The 19,230-nt window shown below is 63.6% G+C and carries 16 protein-coding genes; all 16 read right to left on the bottom strand.

What is annotated here, in order from left to right:
- Window positions 1-4: 4 nt before the first annotated feature.
- The 16 genes from pgeF to EEB12_RS26920 all read right to left on the bottom strand — a co-directional run bounded on the left by pgeF (window position 5) and on the right by EEB12_RS26920 (window position 19,205).
- Window positions 5-772, bottom strand: coding sequence for a peptidoglycan editing factor PgeF (pgeF, locus tag EEB12_RS27000; RefSeq protein ID WP_019748869.1), 768 nt, complete (start codon window positions 770-772; stop codon window positions 5-7).
- 108 nt (window positions 773-880) lie between these two features.
- Complete coding sequence (gene ftsZ / locus EEB12_RS26995) at window positions 881-2,068, bottom strand: cell division protein FtsZ (RefSeq protein ID WP_003941788.1); 1,188 nt, start codon at window positions 2,066-2,068, stop codon at window positions 881-883.
- Window positions 2,069-2,326: 258 nt separating this feature from the next.
- Window positions 2,327-3,133 carry a cell division protein FtsQ/DivIB gene (locus EEB12_RS26990; protein ID WP_258537381.1) on the bottom strand — a complete coding sequence of 269 codons (807 nt, stop codon included), beginning with the start codon at window positions 3,131-3,133 and terminating at the stop codon, window positions 2,327-2,329.
- Entirely contained in the window at window positions 3,130-4,638 is a 1,509-nt protein-coding gene (gene murC / locus EEB12_RS26985; RefSeq protein WP_019748871.1) for a UDP-N-acetylmuramate--L-alanine ligase, read from the bottom strand. Before murC ends, EEB12_RS26990 begins: the two co-directional genes overlap by 4 nt.
- Window positions 4,635-5,804 carry an undecaprenyldiphospho-muramoylpentapeptide beta-N-acetylglucosaminyltransferase gene (murG, locus tag EEB12_RS26980; protein ID WP_019748872.1) on the bottom strand — a complete coding sequence of 390 codons (1,170 nt, stop codon included), beginning with the start codon at window positions 5,802-5,804 and terminating at the stop codon, window positions 4,635-4,637. The genes murC and murG overlap by 4 nt, the downstream gene beginning before the upstream one ends.
- Window positions 5,801-7,279, bottom strand: coding sequence for a putative lipid II flippase FtsW (gene ftsW, locus EEB12_RS26975; protein WP_070796857.1), 1,479 nt, complete (start codon window positions 7,277-7,279; stop codon window positions 5,801-5,803). Before ftsW ends, murG begins: the two co-directional genes overlap by 4 nt.
- Window positions 7,276-8,799, bottom strand: coding sequence for a UDP-N-acetylmuramoyl-L-alanine--D-glutamate ligase (gene murD, locus EEB12_RS26970; RefSeq protein ID WP_141488832.1), 1,524 nt, complete (start codon window positions 8,797-8,799; stop codon window positions 7,276-7,278). The genes ftsW and murD overlap by 4 nt, the downstream gene beginning before the upstream one ends.
- 5 nt (window positions 8,800-8,804) lie before the next feature.
- A complete protein-coding gene (mraY, locus tag EEB12_RS26965; RefSeq protein WP_003941699.1) occupies window positions 8,805-9,887 on the bottom strand; it encodes a phospho-N-acetylmuramoyl-pentapeptide-transferase in 1,083 nt (360 codons plus the stop codon).
- Window positions 9,884-11,443 carry a UDP-N-acetylmuramoyl-tripeptide--D-alanyl-D-alanine ligase gene (gene murF, locus EEB12_RS26960; RefSeq protein WP_020908074.1) on the bottom strand — a complete coding sequence of 520 codons (1,560 nt, stop codon included), beginning with the start codon at window positions 11,441-11,443 and terminating at the stop codon, window positions 9,884-9,886. The genes mraY and murF overlap by 4 nt, the downstream gene beginning before the upstream one ends.
- On the bottom strand, window positions 11,440-13,074 hold the full coding sequence (locus tag EEB12_RS26955) for a UDP-N-acetylmuramoyl-L-alanyl-D-glutamate--2,6-diaminopimelate ligase (protein ID WP_141488831.1): 1,635 nt from the start codon (window positions 13,072-13,074) through the stop codon (window positions 11,440-11,442). Before EEB12_RS26955 ends, murF begins: the two co-directional genes overlap by 4 nt.
- A gap of 151 nt (window positions 13,075-13,225) precedes the next feature.
- Window positions 13,226-15,100, bottom strand: a complete 1,875-nt coding sequence (locus EEB12_RS26950) for a peptidoglycan D,D-transpeptidase FtsI family protein (protein ID WP_020908076.1) — start codon at window positions 15,098-15,100, stop codon at window positions 13,226-13,228.
- A complete protein-coding gene (locus tag EEB12_RS26945; protein ID WP_020969859.1) occupies window positions 15,097-15,741 on the bottom strand; it encodes a hypothetical protein in 645 nt (214 codons plus the stop codon). Before EEB12_RS26945 ends, EEB12_RS26950 begins: the two co-directional genes overlap by 4 nt.
- Complete coding sequence (gene rsmH / locus EEB12_RS26940) at window positions 15,738-16,751, bottom strand: 16S rRNA (cytosine(1402)-N(4))-methyltransferase RsmH (protein ID WP_029538264.1); 1,014 nt, start codon at window positions 16,749-16,751, stop codon at window positions 15,738-15,740. The genes EEB12_RS26945 and rsmH overlap by 4 nt, the downstream gene beginning before the upstream one ends.
- Window positions 16,752-16,941: 190 nt before the next feature.
- The gene (gene mraZ / locus EEB12_RS26935; protein WP_003941779.1) at window positions 16,942-17,373 is read right to left on the bottom strand and encodes a division/cell wall cluster transcriptional repressor MraZ; all 432 of its coding nucleotides are present in this window, start codon (window positions 17,371-17,373) and stop codon (window positions 16,942-16,944) included.
- Window positions 17,374-17,969: 596 nt separating this feature from the next.
- On the bottom strand, window positions 17,970-18,416 hold the full coding sequence (locus EEB12_RS26925; RefSeq protein WP_019748880.1) for a DUF3040 domain-containing protein: 447 nt from the start codon (window positions 18,414-18,416) through the stop codon (window positions 17,970-17,972).
- 237 nt (window positions 18,417-18,653) lie between these two features.
- On the bottom strand, window positions 18,654-19,205 hold the full coding sequence (locus EEB12_RS26920; RefSeq protein WP_241841102.1) for an SAV_6107 family HEPN domain-containing protein: 552 nt from the start codon (window positions 19,203-19,205) through the stop codon (window positions 18,654-18,656).
- Between the last annotated feature and the right edge of the window lie 25 nt (window positions 19,206-19,230).

Below are 19,230 nucleotides of genomic sequence, written 5' to 3'. Positions count from 1 at the left end.
CTGCCTAGACGGTTTCCTGCGCTGCGGGCGCTTCCATCCAGATCACTGCAGCTTGACGCCCGGTCAGAGATTCTCGGCGATGACTGAACAACGCGCGATCCTCGATCGTGCACCGCGGGTCCTCGGCAACACCGGACACACCCGCGGCGAGCAACTGCTTACGCAGTCCCGCACGCAGATCGAGTCCCGGCGTGCCCTTCTCGGTGCGAGTTGCGCTGCCCGGCAAGTGCTTTTCCACGTCCGCACGCATCGCGGCGGGAACCTCGTACTGGCGTCCGCTCGCTGCCGGGCCGAGGAAGGCACCGATACGTGAGACGTCCGCGCCCTGTCGCACCATCTCCGCGAGGACGCGCGGGACGATACCGATGCGGGCACCGATCCGTCCGGCATGAACTGCCGCGATCACACCGGCCTCCTCGTCGGAGAGCAGAACGGGAACACAGTCTGCGCTGAGGGTGGCGAGCGCCAGGCCGGGAACGGTGGTGACCAGAGCGTCCGTCACGGGAATCACTTCGTCGGTCGGTTCCGTCACGACAGTGACGTTGCGCGAGTGGATCTGTTCCATCCACACGAGATGGTCAGGCTCGACGCCTATTTCGCGTGCCAGACGACGGCGATTCGCCTCGACGGCTGCCGGATCGTCTCCGACGTGATCGCCGAGATTGAACGACTCGTACGGCGACGCGGAAACACCACCGGCTCGGCTGGTCACGACGCGGCGAATGCGGGTGCGGGTGGTCGACTTCTCGGTACTCAAGATATGTGTGCTCACAAACGTCGAAAGTTGTCGTCCGGCTCAGACGTGACCGGACATCCAGTCAAGAACAGGGTACCCAGAAATTCCGGGCACCCTGTTCTCGAAACTGTTTGTAGCCCTGCGTCAGCGACGCATGAAGACAGGCACATCGACGTCGTCGTCGCCCTCGTCTTCCTGGACCGGCGCATGGCGTGGGCCACCGATCGGAGGCAAGCTACCCGAACCCGTCGTCTCGCGCGCTGCGGAAATCGGCTGCTCGCCAGCAGGTTCGGCGGCCACCGGTGACCGGCCGACCTCACCCGCGCGCCCGGCGCCGATAGCTCCACGTCCCTGTGCGGTCGACTCCACGGGACGACGAGCCGGAGCTCCTCCGTCGAATCCCGCAGCGATGACCGTCACACGAACCTCGTCACCGAGTGAATCGTCGATGACCGTTCCGAAGATGATGTTGGCGTCGATGTGCGCGGCTTCCTGCACCAGCGAAGCCGCCTCGTTGATCTCGAACAGGCCCAGATCGCTACCGCCGGCGATCGACAGGAGAACGCCGCGGGCGCCTTCCATCGATGCTTCGAGGAGAGGCGAATTGATCGCAGATTCCGCCGCCTTGATCGCGCGTCCCTCACCACGTGAGGATCCGATGCCCATCAACGCACTGCCTGCACCGGACATGACACCCTTGACGTCCGCGAAGTCGACGTTGATCAGACCCGGGGTGGTGATGAGGTCGGTGATGCCCTGGACACCGTTGAGGAGAACCTCGTCGGCGCTGCGGAAGGCGTCCATGAGGCTGACGGCCGCGTCACCCAACTGGAGCAGGCGATCGTTGGGAATGACGATCAGCGTGTCGCAGGACTCGCGGAGCGCCTGGATTCCGGTATCCGCCTGTCCCCCACGACGCTTGCCCTCGAAGGAGAACGGCCGAGTCACGACGCCGACGGTGAGTGCGCCCAGCTTCCGGGCGATGCTTGCCACGACAGGGGCACCACCAGTTCCGGTGCCACCACCCTCGCCTGCGGTCACGAACACCATGTCGGCGCCCTTGATGACCTCTTCGATCTCGTCCTTGTGATCTTCGGCTGCCTTGCGACCCACTTCAGGGTCAGCACCGGCGCCGAGGCCACGGGTCAATTCACGACCGACGTCGAGCTTGACGTCGGCGTCACTCATCAGAAGGGCTTGCGCGTCCGTGTTGACCGCGATGAACTCGACTCCCTTGAGTCCCTGTTCGATCATGCGGTTGACTGCGTTCACGCCGCCGCCGCCGATGCCGACGACCTTGATTACGGCGAGGTAGTTGTGCGGGGGCGTCATCGGCTCTCGCCTTCCGTGTCGTGTTTCACGCTGCTTGTCAGTGCTGCTGTCTTTTTACTGCTGCTGTATTTGTAACTGCTGGTGTATTTGTTACTGCTGGTGTTCGAGATAAACTCTAAACCTCAACCACAGGGTTAGAGTTATGTCAAGTATTCGATCTGAAACGAAACGCTATGCACCGTCGTCGCGTTCCGCCATTAGGCGCGCCGAGACACACCGAAGTATTTGCCACGCACCGGCGCACGGGTGCACCGTGCGCTATCGGACCGTCGGAAGATCAGGACTGGACACGTCGTACGTCTGCCCCGGTTGAGTCAACAGAGGAAGTGTCACGGCAGCCTTACGATCCGAGTGCTCGACACCGCCCCAGTTTACGACGCGACCGTCGAGCAGAGTCAGCGTGACGCTCGAAATCGACCGAGCGGCAACCTCTCCCACCTGAAATCGCAGATCCGGCGGCAGCACCGACAACACCTCGAGCGCGGCAAGCGTCGGCTCGTCGTTCCATCCCGGCGTCGGTGTCACCAGACGCGGAACCCCCGGCGGCGGGACGCCCATCTCGAAGTCGACACCCTTCTCGTCCAGCAGGTGTGCACCCTCGGGTGAGTCGACGAAGACAACCGGTACCCGTTCGGTCACGGTGACGCGAATGGTCGACGGATACATCCGCTGCACTCGGGCGGAGGCCACCTTCGGAATCGTCGCTACACGTGCGGCGGCGGCGCCGGCGTCGACCCGCATCAACGGCTGACCGGTCGGTACTGCCAGGAGCGAAAGGATCTGTTCCTCACTGACCGTCGTCGCACCGAGAACTTCGGTGCCCCGGACCGAGAGCACCGGAGACAACCAGGCCGTCAGCGCAATTCCCACCACCAGCACGATTGCCAGCGGTGCCACGATCAGCGGTCGCTTGAACCACTTACGAGTCGGCGTGGGTTCGGGAGCCGGCTCCGTCGACCGCGTCGAATATCGCGATTCGGTGCGAGTACTGCGCCGACGCGTACTGGTGGCTCGCCTGGCCTGAGGATCTCGACGCCCGCGACGACTTCGTGCGTCGGGTGTCATCGCGGCGCGGGATGCGGCGCCGAACGCAAAGCATCGAGGATCTGTTTGCCGAGCATGGTCACGTCACCGGCGCCCATCGTGATGACGATGTCGCCGGGGTGAGCCAACGCCGCCACCTGCTTCGGTGCCTGCGACAGATCGGGTTGATAGTGAACAGGTTTGGTGACCGATTGAGCGACAAGCGCACCGCTGACTCCCGGCATCGGCTCTTCGCGAGCACCGTAGACATCGAGAACCACTACCTCGTCGGCCAAGTCCAGTGCCTGCGCGAACTCCACGGCAAATGCCGCTGTGCGCGAATAGAGGTGAGGTTGGAAGACCACGATCACACGTCCGGCTGCCGAATTGGTCGACGACGAATCATCTTCCGGTCGAACCAGATCCGCGGCCGCGCCGAGAACCGCGCGAACTTCGGTCGGATGGTGGGCGTAGTCGTCGAACACCCGGACACCACGCTCGCGGCCGGTGAACTGGAAGCGGCGGTGGACGCCACCGAATCCGGCGAGCCCCTCGACGATCTCCTCGGTCTCGGCGCCCGCATCACGGGCGGCCAGCAGGGCGGCAAGTGCGTTGAGCGCCATGTGCCGACCCGGCACTGCCATCCGCACGGTTCGCGCGGCGCTCTCGCCGGCCAGTTGGAACTGCAGGACTCCCCCGACGTCGTGTGCATGGAAGCCCAGTAGTCGGACTCCGACCTCGACGCCGTCGACAGGTTCGAAGGCAGTGCCCGCTTCTACTTCCTGCGCATCCGCTGATCCGTAACCGAGCACACGGATGTCCGAACGACCCGAGGCCACGATTCGCTTCGCGAGATCCGCAGATCCCGGATCGTCGAGGCAAGCAATCAGAAGTCCACCTGGACGTAGCTTGTCGACAAAATCGTCGAACACCTTCACATACGCTTCGACGCTGCCGAAGTAGTCGAGGTGATCGGCCTCGATGTTGGTCACGACGATCACGTTGGGGTCGTACTGAAGCAGCGACCCGTCGCTCTCGTCGGCCTCGGCGACAAAGACGTCACCGCTGCCGTGATGGGCATTCGTGCCCGCCTCGTTGAGTTCGCCGCCAACGGCAAACGAGGGGTCGAAACCGCAGTGCTGCAGGGCGACCACGAGCATCGACGTCGTCGACGTCTTGCCGTGTGTACCCGAAACCAGGAACGTGCGATTTCCCTGCATGAGTGATGCAAGGACAGCCGGCCGAAGAATCACCGGGATTCCGCGGCGAGCGGCCTCGACGAGTTCCGGGTTGTCCTTCGGGATAGCTGCGTGCGTCGTGACGACGACGGTCGGTCCACCTGGCAGCAGGTCGAGAGCATCGGCGTCGTGGCCGATCCGGACCTGTGCCCCGCGTGCACGGAGCGCCAGGACTCCTCGGCTCTCCTTGGCGTCCGAACCCGAGACAAGGCCCCCGCGGGAAAGCAGAATTCGAGCGATGCCGGACATACCGGCACCGCCGATTCCGACCATGTGTACTCGCTCGAGGTGGGCGGGCAGCGCGGTCATCGGTTTCCCCTTGCATTTTCCTGGACGGCGTTTTCCTTTGCCGCGATGTCGAGCACGATCCGTGCGATCTCTGTTGCCGCCGTGCGGTGCCCGACATTGGCAGCGCCACTGCTCATCTTGTCGAGACGCGCGCTGTCGCTCAGCATCGGGACGACGGTGCCGGCGACGAACGTCGGCGTGAGCTCGTTGTCGGAGACGATGATCGCGCCGCCCGCTGCGACAACGGGTTTCGCGTTGAGTTCCTGTTCACCGTTGCCGTGCGGCAGCGGAACGTAAACGGCCGGTAGTCCGACCGCCGAGACCTCGGCGACCGTCATCGCGCCCGAACGACAGATCGTCGCGTCGGCTGCGGCATACGCGAGATCCATCCGCGAAAGATAAGGTACAGCCACATACGGTGCCGTCTCCGAGTACTGCGTGACCTCGAGGGAGTTCTTGGGTCCGTGTGCGTGAAGGACCGAGATCCCGGCCTTCGCCAGTTCTTCCGCTGCTCCGGACACCGCGTCGTTGAGCGACTTCGCGCCTTGCGATCCGCCGAAGACGAGCAGAACGGGACCGTCCTGAGGAAGTCCGAAGTACTCGCGAGCTTGCGAGCGGAGTCCCGCTCGATCGAAATTGGCGATCGACGCGCGAACCGGGATGCCGACGATCTCGGCGTCCTGATCGCCGCGGTTCTTCACTCCGGAACCCGGAACAGCAGCAAGCACCCGCGTCGCCAGGCGAGCACCGATCTTGTTCGCGATGCCGGCACTGGCGTTCGCCTCGTGGATGACGATCGGAATCTTGCGGCGGCGCCGAAGAACACCGCCACGTGCGGCAAGATACGCCGGAAGCGCGACGTAACCACCGAAACCGACGATCACGTCGGCGTCGACGGAATCGAGTACCTCACGGGTCTTGCGCACCGAGGCGAGGATGCGTGTCGGCAGTTTGACGAGATCCATCGTGGGCTTACGTGGAAGCGGAACCGGCGGAATGAGCTCGAGTGTGTACCCGCGGGCAGGCACCAAGGTGGTTTCGAGACCACGTGCTGTCCCGAGTGCGGTGATCCTGGTGTCGGGCTGAGCGGCCTTGACCGCGTCCGCGACCGCAAGTGCGGGTTCGATGTGACCAGCCGTGCCTCCCCCTGCCACCACTACCGACAGAGCCGATTTGTTGCCGCTCACCTACGAATTCCTCGCTCTCGAACTTCTCGTGGATCTTGTGCCCTACGTGTCGGCGCCTGCCGACGCTGACCATTCTGCCCTCCCGCGGTGTGCTTCCGTGACCCAGCGGCCGCACCTCGGTTGGAATCCGAGGAAGGGCGAGCGCCTTGATCTGCCCGCTTGCGTCGATCGCCCGTCTCGATCGCGCGCCGGCCGTCGCGTCCGCGTGCCGGTTCGATCTGTCGTGCGGGCTTCTGTCGACGGATAGGCCGGCCCCCTGACGGCGGGTGGTACAGCACCGGCTTGGGCAGTCTGAGCAACTTCGAGATCTTGCCGTCCTGCCCGGAGTTCAGAGCGGCAACTGCTTCTGGCTCGTGGCGCGCTGCATTGGCGATGACCCCGAACATGAACAGCGTGATCGCCAAGGACGAACCACCGGCGGAGACCAAGGGCAACTGGAGTCCGGTCACCGGCAGCAGTCCGATGACGTAACCGATGTTGATCATCGCCTGGCCGACGATCCAGGTAGTTGCGGTGGCCGACAGGAGCCGCCAGAACGGATCGATGCTGCGGGCTGCGATCCGCAATCCCGTGTACACGAATACAGCGAACAAACCGATCACCACAGCGCAGCCGACAAATCCCAGCTCTTCGCCGATGATCGCGAAGATGAAGTCGTTGTGCGCGTTCGGTAGGTAGTTCCATTTGGCGACGCTCTGCCCGAGTCCGCGACCGAAAAAGCCGCCGTCTGCGAGCGAATACAAGGCCTGCTTGGCCTGATAGTTGTTGCCCTGCAGGTCATCGCTCTTGTTGAAGAAGGCCTGGACTCGGTCGGATCGATACCCGGCCGTCATGGCCAGGACAGCGGCGCCGACAACGCCTGTCAGCGCTATCGAGCCGAAGAGTTTCAGTGGAAGCCCGCCGAACCACAGCAGGGCCCCGACGATGATTCCCAGTGCGATGGTCGTACTGAGATTCGGCTGCGCGACGACCAAGGCGAAGACCAGCATCGCAGCGGGCACGAGCGGAATCAGGATCGACTTCACGGATCGGTCGTCCGGACGCCTCGAGGCCAACAGATGCGCGCCCCAGATCGCCAAGGCGACCTTCATGATTTCCGATGGTTGCACCGAGAATCCACCGACGTTGAACCAGCGACGCGCACCCTGCGCTTCGGTGCCGATTCCCGGAATCAGAACGAGTACCAGCATGATCAGCACGACGACGAACAGCGGAAACGAATACTGCCGGAGCACTCTCGCCGGGATCCGCAGCGCGACGTAGAAGAGCACCGCCCCGAGAATCGCGAAGATCAACTGCTGGGTGAACAACGAATATGCCGAGCCACCGGACACGTACTGCTCGACGCTCGACGCCGACAGAACCATCACGAGCCCCAAGACAGTCAACATCGTGGCAATCGTCACCACCAGGTGGAACGACGCCAACGGCCGCGCCAACCAGGCACCGATTCGGGTCTTGGGACCCTTGGTCATCGCAAGTTCCCGGCTTGGCCAGGCGAATCCGTGAACGGATCGGGTAATGCGGCTACGGCGGCGGCGAAACTGTCACCACGATGTCCGTAGCTGGCGAACATGTCCAAGGACGCGGCGGCCGGGGCAAGTACAACTGCATCACCGGGGGACGCCAACTCGGCAGCTTCGACGACCACTGCGGCCATGACGGCATCCGCGTCGGCACCCGACGGCAGCCGGATGGTGAGAGTCGAGTTGCTGCTGTTTTCGCTCACCACTTCATCGTCCCCCGACAGCACGTGCACCACGGGAACATCGGGCGCGTGTCGCGCCAGCGCGTCCTCGATCACACCGGCGTCACGGCCGAGAAGAACAGCGCCGGACAGTCTCGGTCCCACTTCGCTCACCAACTGCTCGACGCTTGCGCCCTTGAGTAGACCGCCTGCAACCCAGACGACGCGGTCGTGCGCGAGTATCGACGGCCTGGCTGCGTGCGGATTGGTGGCCTTGGAATCGTCGATGTACACAACGGACCCGACACGACCGACCAGGGCCCCTCGGTGTGGGCCGACCTTGTGTGCGGCCAGACCGCGTTCGACGACGTCGGCCTCGAATCCGAGTGCCCGCGCCAAAGCGGCAGCGGCCAGCGCGTCCATGACGCCTGCCGGGCCGGCCGGATCTATGGAAGCTGCTTCGGCCAAGCGGACGTGATCACCGAAAGCGTTGTCCACGAGGTGTCCCGCTTCGACACCCAGTTCTCCTTCGCCCGGTTCACCCAATCTGAACCCGGTGACAATGTCTGCAGTTGCTCGTGTTCCCAGTTCGGAAGCGATTGCGTCATCGAGGCCGACCACCGCGACCTTTCCACTCAGCGCCCGCGACTTTGCCGCGGCGTACGCGCTCATTCCGCCGTGCCAGTCGAGGTGATCCTCGGCGACATTGAGGACGACGCCGGCATCCGGACGCACCGAAGGCGCCCAGTGCAATTGGAAAGACGACAGTTCGACAGCGAGGTACTCCACGCGCGGCGACGTCTCGGCGAGTGCGTCGAGTATCGGAAGCCCGATGTTCCCGCAGGCTCGGCCGACAACTCCGGCGGCGTCGAGAATCGAGGCCAGCATCGACGTCGTCGTGGTCTTGCCGTTCGTCCCCGTCACGACGAGCCACTTACGGGGTCCGCCGAAGTGCCCGCTGTGGTCGACGCGCCACGAGAACTCGACGTCTCCCCAGATGGGAATCCCGTGACCGGCGGCCGCTGCAAGGATCGGTGCGTCCGGCCGAAAGCCCGGACTGGTGACGACGAGCCCGTACTCGGTGATCGAATCCGGAGCATCCTCGATCGAGGTGGTGGTCACCATATCCGCGCCGAGCTCGGCGCAGCGCTGCGCGAAGTCCAAGGTCGAATCGGCGACCGTCACGACAGCACCAAGAGCGACGAGAGGTTCGATGGTCGCTTGACCGGACACCCGCCCTCCAGCGACCAGCACTCGCGTACCGCGGAGCCAGGACAGGTCGTTCTCGGAATCCGCTGAGCTGGTCATGGTTTTCAGCCTCCGAGCGCTGCGAGGTATTCGCTGTAGAAGAGTGCCAATCCGATAGCCGACGCAATAGCCGCCAGCAACCAGAATCTGATGATGACCGTGGTTTCAGCCCACCCGGCAAGTTCGAAGTGGTGATGGAACGGCGCCATTCGGAAGACCCGCCGTCGGCTGGACCGGAACACCGCTACCTGGATCACCACCGACGCGGCCTCCGCGACGAACAGTGCACCGATGACGACCATCAACAGTTCCGTGCTTGTGGTGATCGACAATCCGGCGAGCATGCCGCCGAGGGCAAGAGAACCGGTGTCGCCCATGAAGATCTTGGCGGGTGCGGCATTCCACCAGAGGAAACCGATGCACGCGCCGGCGCCGGCCGCGCAGAGCACCGCAAGATCGAGCGGGTCTCGGACGTCGTAGCAACCCTTACCGGGATTCGTCTCGCACGAGTAGCGGAACTGCCAGAACGTGATGATGACGTAGGCGCCGAGAACGAAACTCATCGCTCCGGCGGCCAATCCGTCGAGGCCGTCGGTCAGGTTGACGGCATTGGACCAGGCGCTGACCAGTAGGTAGCAGAAGGCGATGAAGACCACGGAACCGAGTGAGACGGTGGCGATGTCGCGAACGTACGACAAATGAACACTGCCCGGAGTCAGCCCGTCGTCACCGCGGAACTGCAGGGCCAAAATTCCGAAGGCAATGGCAGCGACGAACTGGCCGACCAGCTTCGCTGTCTTGTTCAGTCCCAGATTGCGCTGCTTGCGGATCTTGATGAAGTCGTCGAGGAAACCGACTCCACCGAGCGCGGTGGTCAGACCGAGAACGAGTAGGCCGGACGCCGACGGTCCCTCCGCGTTGTCCATGCCGAGACCGATGAGGTGTGAGCCGAGATAGCCGGCCCAGATTCCGGTCAGGATCGCGACGCCGCCCATCGTGGGAGTGCCGCGCTTGGCCTGGTGACTGGCTGGACCTTCGGTTCGGATCTCCTGCCCGAAACCTTGTTTCGAGAACGCCTTGATCAGGATCGGCGTGAGCATGATGGAGACCGCCAGCGCGATGCCTGCGGCGAGAAGAATCTGGATCACTGCGAATCCCCGCCGTTCTCGCCATCGGTGTTCGCGTCACCGGTGTTGTCGCTGGGCGTTGCGGCCAGAATCGCTTCGGCGACTGTCCACAGTTCAACAGACTTGGACGCCTTCACCAGGACGAGATCGCCCGGTTCGAGTTCCGCTTCGAGAATGGCGATCGCCGCAGCTGCGTCGGGCACGACGACGGACTCGTCACCCCACGACCCCTCCATCACCGCACCTTGATGCATCGCACGCGAGGTGCGGCCCGTTCCGACGACGATCAACTTGCTGACATCGAGTCTGACGGCCAGGCGACCGATCGCGTCATGCTCGACGACCGATTCCGGCCCGAGTTCACCCATCTCACCGAGCACAGCCCAGCTACGGCGCCCGAAGTGCCGATCCGATCGCGCCATGGACACCAACGCTTTGAGCGCAGCGCGCATGGAATCGGGATTGGCGTTGTAACTGTCGTTGACGACGGTGACGCCGTCGGCGCGCTCGGTGACTTCCATCCGCCTCGCTGACGCTGCCTTCGTGCCCTCGAGGACACGCGCGATGTCTGCAACCGCGAGGCCGTTCTCGAGTGCGACGGCCGCAGCGGCTAGGGCGTTGCTCACGTGGTGTTCGCCGTGAACGGCCAGGCGAATACGCGCAGAACCCTGTGAACAGTTCAGCGTGAAGGAAGCCCGGGCCTGGTCGTCGACAACCACGTCGGTCGCCCGAACGTCGCAGTCTTCGGACTGGCCGACGAATACGATCCGGGCCTTGGTTCGACTCGCCATTGCGGCGACCATGCGGTCGTCGGCGTTGAGGACCGCAACTCCACCGTCGGCTGCCGACGGGAGTGCTTCCACCAGTTCACCTTTGGCGACCGCGATCGCTTCACGCGAACCGAATTCACCGAGATGGGCCGTGCCTACATTGAGAACGACGCCGATCTTCGGCGGCGCGATCTTGGTCAGTTCGCCGACGTGACCGACCCCACGGGCCGACATCTCGAGGACCAGGAAGCGGGTCTTCTCGTCGGCGCGGAGCACAGTCCACGGCAAACCCAGTTCGTTGTTGAACGAGCCTGGTGGGGCGACCACCTCACCGCGCTCGCGAAGCAGCGCCGCAATCAGGTCCTTGGTCGAGGTCTTGCCCGCCGAACCAGTGACACCGACCAGCGTCAGCCCGCCCCCCGAAGCCGACCCCTCTGCTGCCAGTTCGTCGACCACGGCCCTGGCCAGGAGGCCGAGGGCATGCAAGACGGCAGCCCCGGATCCGTCTGTGTCATGTTCGAGCAACATCACAGCGCTCGGACCGTCGTTCGGTACCGACGGGACAACTATCGCCGGAACCCCGACCGGCCGCGCTGCGAGCACCGCCACCGCACCGGCGGCCACCGCCGCTTCCGCATGGTCGTGACCGTCGACGCGTGCGCCGGGGAGTGCGAGAAACAGTCCACCTGGACCAGCCTTGCGCGAATCGAATTCGACGGTTCCTGTCACCTGAGTCGACGGATCGTCGACGTCATGCAGGGTTCCTCCGACGATCTCGGCGATCCGAGAGAGCGTCATCGGGATCATTGCTTGCCTCCATGTGCTGTGTTGATCGCGAATCGGCCGATCATTTCGCCCAACACCTCGCGGTCGTCGAATGGGTGTTTGACCCCGTCGATTTCTTGACCCACTTCGTGGCCTTTGCCTGCCACCAGAACTACGTCGCCTGGCTGCGCCCACCGGACTGCTTGCTCGATCGCGAGCGCCCGGTCCCCCACTTCGCGAATCTCGCCGCGTTCGGATTCGGGAACGTCGATGGCGCCTTGCATAACCGAAGCGCGAATTTTCGCGGGATCCTCGGTGCGCGGGTTGTCGTCGGTGACGATCAGCAGGTCTGCGCCCCTCGCACCAGCTTCGCCCATGAGGGTGCGTTTGCCGGCGTCGCGGTCCCCGCCCGCACCGACGACCACAGCCACTCGGCCGGGAACCTGATTGCGCAGGGTGGCGATCACGGCTTCGAGTGCCGCCGGTTTGTGGGCGTAGTCGACCACTGCCAGGAAGCTCTGCCCGCGGTCGATCCGCTGCACTCGTCCGGGGACATCCACCGTTCCGAGTGCTCGAACAGCAGCGTCCGGATCGAGTCCGGCCGCGAAGCTGACAGTCAGCGCCAAGGCTGCGTTGGCCACGTTGTATCGACCGGGGAGGCGAAGCGAGACGGGCCACGATTGTCCGTCCGGCCCGACCAACTCGAAAGTCTGCGAGCCGTCCTCGGCAACCTCGACGGCGCCGACCTTCCACTCGGCCTCGGCCGTCGAGGTCGAGACCGTGGTCACCGGATCGCTCTCGTCGGTCGCGGCCAACTCAGCCATCCGTCGACCCCATACGTCGTCGACGCAGACGACGGCATGCTCGGCTCGCACCGTCGACTCGGGATCGAACAGTCGAGCCTTGGCCTGGAAGTACTCCTCGAAGTCCCGATGGAAATCCAGGTGGTCCTGCGAAAGATTGGTGAACGCGCCGATGTCGAAGCGGATGCCGTCGACGCGTCCGAGAGCGAGCGCGTGACTGGACACCTCCATGACGACGGTATCGATCCCCTGCTCTGCCATCACGGCGAACAGCGCATGGAGTTGCGGAGCTTCCGGCGTGGTCAGAGCGCTGGGCACCCGTCGGCCGTCGATCCGAGTCTCGATGGTGCCAACCAGGCCGGGCTTGCGGCCGGCTCCGGCAATCGCTGCTTCGAGCAAGTACGACGTCGTCGTCTTGCCGGATGTGCCGGTAATGCCGACGACCTGCATCTTCTCCGATGGCCGGCCGTAGATCTCGGCTGAGATCTCACCGAGCACATCCCGCGGGTTCGGATGAACGAGAACCGGGACGGACCGGTCGGGCGCCTTGCCGGCGGCCTCGATCAATTCGAGGCCGGCCTCGTCGGTCAAGATCGCGGTCGCACCGCGCCCCAGAGCGTCGACGGCGAACTGAGCGCCGTGCGTCCTGGCACCGGGCAGAGCGGCGAAGAGGTCATCGGCCACGATTCCCTGCGCACGCAGGTCGACGCCCTTGACAACGACCTCCGACGACTGTGATCCCGGTTGCCCGACCCATTCGAGGCGAGCTCCGGACAGTTCGGAGAGCGCCGTGATCGCGGTAGCAACCGGTTGTGTCGGACGCGTCCCGGGAGCGCCGTCCGAGTTCGACGATTGCAAACGATTCGGCACTGTCACTCGACTCCTGGCAATTGTCGTTGTTCTTTGGCGGTCGCAGCGCAAGCAAAGTTCGGCGTACTGCGATGAATGAGGTTACTGCGACGTTTGAGATTACCGTGTCCGGGATTCACCCGAAGACCCTGTCGAAACCGACACACCGCAATCAGTCCGCCTGCAACACCAACTTGCGACCGGGGTCCGGCGACATCGGAACGCTGTCACGCTGCAGCATCCACGACGCGATGTTGTGGAACAACGGTGCTGCCGATTGACCGCCGCCGCCGTCCACACCGCGAACCGGTGCGTCGAGCATGATTCCGATCACGAATCGGGGGTTGTCCGCGGGCGCGATTCCCGCGAAGGTGATCCAGTAGTTGGAGTTGGAGTAGCACTTGCACGCGGGATCCACTTGCTGCGCGGTGCCGGTCTTTCCGCTGACCTGGTATCCCTCGACGCCCGCGGCAACACCGGTTCCTCGCTGGTTGCCGGTGTCTTCCTGAGTGACCGACCGGAACATGTCCCGAACCGTCGACGCTGTCTGGGCGCTGACCACCTCGACACCCTCGGGCTGCGGCGTCTCGGTCCGAGTGCCGGAAGAATCGACAGTCGACTTCACGATTCGCGGAGGAATTCGCACACCGTCGTTGGCAATGGCCTGGTACATCCCGGTCATCTGCAAGGTTGTCATCGAAAGACCCTGCCCGATCGGCAAGTTCGCGAAGGTTCCGCCGGACCACTGATCGCGACTCGGGACGCTGCCCGCGCTCTCGCCGGGAAGTCCGACGTCGGTGCGTTGTCCGAGGCCGAACCTGTTCAGCATGTCTGCGTAGCGATCCTCGCCCACTCGCTGAGCGAGCATCAAGGTGCCGACGTTCGAGGACTTTCCGAACACACCGGTAGAGGTATACGGGGCCACACCGTGATCCCACGCATCCTTGACTGTGGCACCGGACATCGTGATGCTGCCCGGGACTTGCAGAACTTCGTCCGGAGTTGTCTTGCCGTCCTCGATGGCCGCTGCTGCGGTGACGATCTTGTTCACCGATCCGGGCTCGAACGGCGTACTGACCGACGGATTGCCCATTTCGGCTGTCGGCGCGTTCTTGTCGATGCCGATCGCGGGGTTGAAGGTGCTGTCGTTGGACATGGCCAACACCTGTCCCGTCTTGGAGTCCATGACCACAACCGAAGCGTTCTTGGCGCCCGACTTGTCCTTGGCGATCTGGACCTGCTGCTGAACGTAGAACTGGAGGTCCGAATCGATGGTCAGCTCGACGCCCGAACCGTTGACGGCCGGTTGCTTGTCACGCCAGCTACCAGGGATCACAGCGCCGTCGGAACCGCGGTCGTACGTTTCGGATCCATCGGTTCCGGCGAGCGTGGAGTCCATCGAATCTTCGAGGCCGAGCAAACCGTGCCCGTCCCAGCCGGTCGCGCCGACGAGATTCGCCGCCAGAGAGCCACCGGGGTACTCGCGGATGTCCTGTCGCTCGAGGCCGACCTCCCGGAACTTGTCCGAGATCTCGGCAGCAACCGCCGGATCCACGCTGCGAGCGAGGTACGTGAAAGTCTCGTTGCTGTTCATCTTCTGAAGCAGATCTTTTTCCGGAACGGTATCGCCGAGCTTGGCGTGGATTCCGGCGGCGATCTCGGCGAGGCGATCGCTGACTTCCGGCGCCTGCTTGTCACCCTCGGCGCCCTGCTCGATGCTCTTCGCGCGCGCTTCCTCGAGTTCCTTGCGTACTCGCACCGGTTGGAAGGTCAGCGCCTTGGCTTCCATGGTGAACGCGAGGGGGTTTCCGTTGCGATCGGTTATCGAGCCGCGTACGGCCGGATCGACCTGCGTCGTGGTTCGTTGATTCGCAGATTCCGCAGCCAGGCTCGGCGCATCGATTCCCTGAATCCACAAGAGCTGCAATGCCGCAACGGCGAGCGCACCACACATGGTGATACGACCGACTCGCTGACGAAACGGAAATGAGGCAGTGGCCGAGCGGCGCGGACGCCGACCGGGGTTGTTACGGGAGTTCTGACTCACCGACGTTCCTCAGGCGGAGCAGGCACCGCCGTCGTGGTGGCGGGTGCTGTCGTCGTGGGGATCACAGGAACCAATTGTTCACTCTGCGCGAGGTTTCGCGTGTTATTCGGAACGCTCGGCGTGGCTCCAGGAACAACTGGCGTTGTGGTGCGCGGCGGTGTCGCGGTCGGTGCGGGCACCGATGTGGGCGCATCGAGCGGCGGCATCGCGCCGGCAGTCGCGGGAGTCGGCGTTCCGACGACCTCGACCGAACCATCCGGATGAACTACCAGACGTGCAGGGTCCTTGGCGGGGACCATGCCGAGAGCGCTTGCCTGATTTGCCAACTCCGGAGCCGAGTTACGCGACTGGAAGTCACGTTCGAGCGCTGCTTTCTGCTCGACCAAAGACTGGTTGTATGCACGTGCATCACTGAGTTGGTACGAATCCTCGGCAGCGCGAGTGGTCAGCAGCAGAGTCACCGCGAGACCGATGGACAGAAGTCCGATAACGGAGGCCACGAACGGTACCCGTCCCTTGAGCATCGCCCGAGGAGAGATCGACGGGCCGACAGCAGCGGCAGTTCCGGTCCGGCCTGCCGCCCGTGCGGTGCGCTTGTCGTATGCGCGTTGCGCTGCACCGGATTTGCCCTGACGACTCATGCCCGCCTCCTGGAAATGCGTTCTGCGGCACGCAAACGCACCGGAGCTGATCGTGGGTTCTCTTCGATTTCCTGCTCAGACGCACGTTCTGCGCCACGGGTGAGAATGCGGAACTCCGGCCCCATACCCGGCAACTCGACCGGTAGACCTTCAGGACTGGTGGACTTCGAGCGGGGAACCAACTCCGCCTTCACAACTCGATCCTCGAGCGACTGGTAGGACATGAACACCACTCGCCCACCGACTGCCAGTGCATCGAGCCCGGCAGGAACGGCCGCGCGAAGCGAATCCAACTCGGCATTGACTTCGATCCGCAGCGCTTGGAAGGTGCGCTTGGCCGGGTGTCCACCCGTACGCCGCGTGGCCGCCGGGATTGTTCGGTACAGCAACTCGACCAGAGCTGCACTGGTGGTGAATGGTTCACGCTCACGCTGCCGAAGGATCTCGGACGCAATCTTTCCGGCGAACCGCTCTTCGCCGTACGTGCTCAGAATGCGAGCAAGGTCGCCGTGACTGTAGGTGTTCAGGACCTCTGCCGCGGTCAGCCCGACCGTCTGATCCATCCGCATGTCGAGAGGGGCGTCGATCGAGTACGCAAAACCTCGGTCGGCTTCGTCCAACTGCATCGACGACACACCCAGATCGAAGAGGATCGCGTGAACCGACTCCGTCGACGGCAGACCTGCCTGTTCGAGCGCGTCTTCGATCCCGTCATACGTGGTGTGCACGAACGTGGTTCGGTCCGCGAATGGCGCCAGACGCTCGGCAGCGATGCGGAGTGCGTTGGTGTCGCGATCGAGACCGATGAGGTGAAGGCCCGGGTACTTGCCGAGGAAGAATTCGGAGTGGCCTCCGAGCCCCAACGTCGCATCGATCATGTATGCGCCTTCGCCACCGTCACCGACGGCGGTGATGGCAGGGCCGAGAAGATCGTCGGCACGATGCAGAAGTACGGGGACGTGCGCGAAGCCATCGGCATCCGAGGGTTCGTTCACCTCGTGATCCACCATGATTGCTCCGGCTCCTACTTTCATGATTTCCGATGACTTTTCGAAAAGATGCTGACTTTCCGAGAAGGCGATGACTGTTCGAGAAGGCGAATGCTTCGAGGTCCCTGCCCGAAGGAGAACCTGGCGCTGGGGAAGTGCGTCAGGGTCTTTCCGGGCAGAGGCCTCGCGGCATTCGCCGGGGGCTCTTCGCCTAGACGATCTCGCTGAGAGATTCGCCTGTTGCCTGCGAATAGTCCTCTTCGTTGTCTCCGAGATACCTCTCCCAGGCTGCTAGATCCCAGATCTCGAGGTAATCGACGGAGCCGGTCACTACGCATTCCTTGGACAGGTTTGCGTAACGCCGATGATCAGCCGAGAGGGTGATTCGCCCCTGGGCATCGGCGTGCTGTTCATCTGTACCGGCGGCCAGGGCACGTACATACGCCCGAGCTGCCGGATCATTGCGTGGAGCTGCCGCTGCCTTTCGAGCAAGCTTGACGAACTCGTCCCGGGGGTAGATGGCGAGGCTGTGATCTTGACTCTTGGTGATCATCAATCCTCCTGCCAGTTCGTCTCGGAACTTTGCCGGCAACGTGAGCCGACCTTTGTCGTCGAGCTTCGGCGTGAAGGTACCGAGGAACACTCGACACCTCCTGCGAGCTTGCGCTGAAACCCTCCCTATCGAGCGGATCGTGCTTCAGCTCTCCGCCCGAACCCACAGTACCCCACTTTCCCCCACAAACAAGGAGCACATGGTCCCTATTCAGCATCATTTGCTGATAAATAGCAGGTCAGCGCAGGTGGGGATACGTGGGGGAAATTTGCAACCGTGTCCCGGCCCACACCGCCGTCATATCGACCCTTCACGCCACGATTTGTCGCTCCCCCAAGCAAAATCGCAGTACAAGCGCGGTTTTCGAATAGACGTGAGCGGGACGAGGTCTGGTCGTGCGTTGCAGTTCGACCAGGGTGGAGGAAAGTGGAGGGCCGAGTGGAGCGAAGTGGAGGAAGCCCGCGGGCTTGCCTAGGGGCGACCGTGGGTGGCGAGTGATTCGCTCGCGCGTCACTGATTCACTTCGATGGATTGCCGGCACACATGTACAACACCCACACCAACGACGTGTGGCGGTCGGCAACCTTGGTTGCCGACCGCCACACGTGTGGTCGTCCGTGCCCTACAGAGGGCGTCATGTCCGAACTGCACCACTCTCGAAGTACGCCCGAAGAAGGGCGGGAGAGCTAGTCCTGCTCGAACCTGCGTTTGAATCGATCTTCCATCCGCGACGAGAATCCGCCGCCGGACTTGCGGCCGCGTCCCCGCCCGGATCCACCGGCACTACCCCTACCCGGCGGACCGGAGGGATGATTGCCACCTTCGGAAGCAGGTTCGGCTGCTGCTGCGGACTTGCGTCCACCACCCCAGAGGAACAAGACCCCTGCGCCGAACATGAACAAGAAACCGAACAGGCTGATGATCGGAAAACCGCCCGGCTTGAGCGGGAGGGCAACCCCCGCGATCAGCAGGACCAGACCCAGCACGAATAGAGCCGCTGCTTGGAACCGCCGTCTACTCGACGGCGCCCGCATACGGCCGCCCCTCACATTGGAGGCGAACTTGGGGTCTTCGGCATAGAGAGCGCTCTCGATCTGATCGAGCATGCGCTGCTCGTGCTCGGAGAGTGGCACGGTACCTCCCCCGGCACTGGAAGTTTGGCAACCACCCCACGGTGTGGGGCGGCGGGTAATCAAGTTGGACGATTACCTGTTTTCATAATACGAGCAGTTTAGGTCTCGGACCACCAACTCCGGGTACGAGTTCCGCCACAAGCGTACGTATTCGTGCCGAAGGGCCCCGATTCGGCTCCATTTGCCTGTGCGGACCAGGAAATTCCCCGGAAACAACTGCCAACACGGACCATTTGTTCACGACGCTCGCAAATGCTCGGACGCGTCCTGACCGATGAAATCTTCGACCGCCGTGAGAAAACGACCGACCTCGGCGAAGAATGCATCGGAATCGGAGTCCGTGATCACGATCGACACACCGGTTTCCACGGCCGCACGCGCAGCGGACCACCCCGCGAAGAACTTCGACCACGCTCCGAACGCGGGCGCTGCGGCGTCCATCAGAACCCACGCGTTTCCGCTTCGCTTGCGCTTCGATCCGGCACCGGCAGGAGCTGCGGCCAACACTGCCCCGGCACCACGTAGTGCTGCCAGATAGGCACACCGGAACCGGTCGGCAGGATCGCCCGCCCCAATCGCTTCCTCGAGAAGCGCATCCGCCTTCCGGAGGAGCCCCCACGCCACACCGGGCTTTCCCACTTGCGCAGTGCGGTGGCTGGCGTCCGTCGCACCGAAGGACCGCCTCGCCGATATAGGCAATCGCGAGATTGCGGCATCCGACGGGCTCGACAACTCGGCCGGAAGAGTTCGTTGGCACTTCACACGATCAGGCTTTACATGCTCGGACATCGGGGCACCTCCTGCACCGTAAGGA

The organism is Rhodococcus sp. WS1, assembly GCF_003797745.1.
Classification (GTDB): domain Bacteria; phylum Actinomycetota; class Actinomycetes; order Mycobacteriales; family Mycobacteriaceae; genus Rhodococcus_F; species Rhodococcus_F erythropolis.
This window is presented reverse-complemented; position numbering and strand designations above follow the sequence as displayed.

What these genes read in the sequence shown, in the direction of transcription:
- rsmH (WP_029538264.1), bottom strand. Translation starts at nt 16,751, where the DNA reads ATGGTGGATCACGAGGTGAACGAACCCTCGGATGCCGATGGCTTCGCG.
- EEB12_RS26990 (WP_258537381.1), bottom strand. Translation starts at nt 3,133, where the DNA reads ATGACACCCGACGCACGAAGTCGTCGCGGGCGTCGAGATCCTCAGGCC.
- murF (WP_020908074.1), bottom strand. Translation starts at nt 11,443, where the DNA reads ATGATCCCGATGACGCTCTCTCGGATCGCCGAGATCGTCGGAGGAACC.
- EEB12_RS26920 (WP_241841102.1), bottom strand. Translation starts at nt 19,205, where the DNA reads ATGTCCGAGCATGTAAAGCCTGATCGTGTGAAGTGCCAACGAACTCTT.
- ftsZ (WP_003941788.1), bottom strand. Translation starts at nt 2,068, where the DNA reads ATGACGCCCCCGCACAACTACCTCGCCGTAATCAAGGTCGTCGGCATC.
- EEB12_RS26945 (WP_020969859.1), bottom strand. Translation starts at nt 15,741, where the DNA reads ATGAGTCGTCAGGGCAAATCCGGTGCAGCGCAACGCGCATACGACAAG.
- ftsW (WP_070796857.1), bottom strand. Translation starts at nt 7,279, where the DNA reads ATGACCAAGGGTCCCAAGACCCGAATCGGTGCCTGGTTGGCGCGGCCG.
- murC (WP_019748871.1), bottom strand. Translation starts at nt 4,638, where the DNA reads ATGACCGCGCTGCCCGCCCACCTCGAGCGAGTACACATGGTCGGAATC.
- murD (WP_141488832.1), bottom strand. Translation starts at nt 8,799, where the DNA reads ATGACCAGCTCAGCGGATTCCGAGAACGACCTGTCCTGGCTCCGCGGT.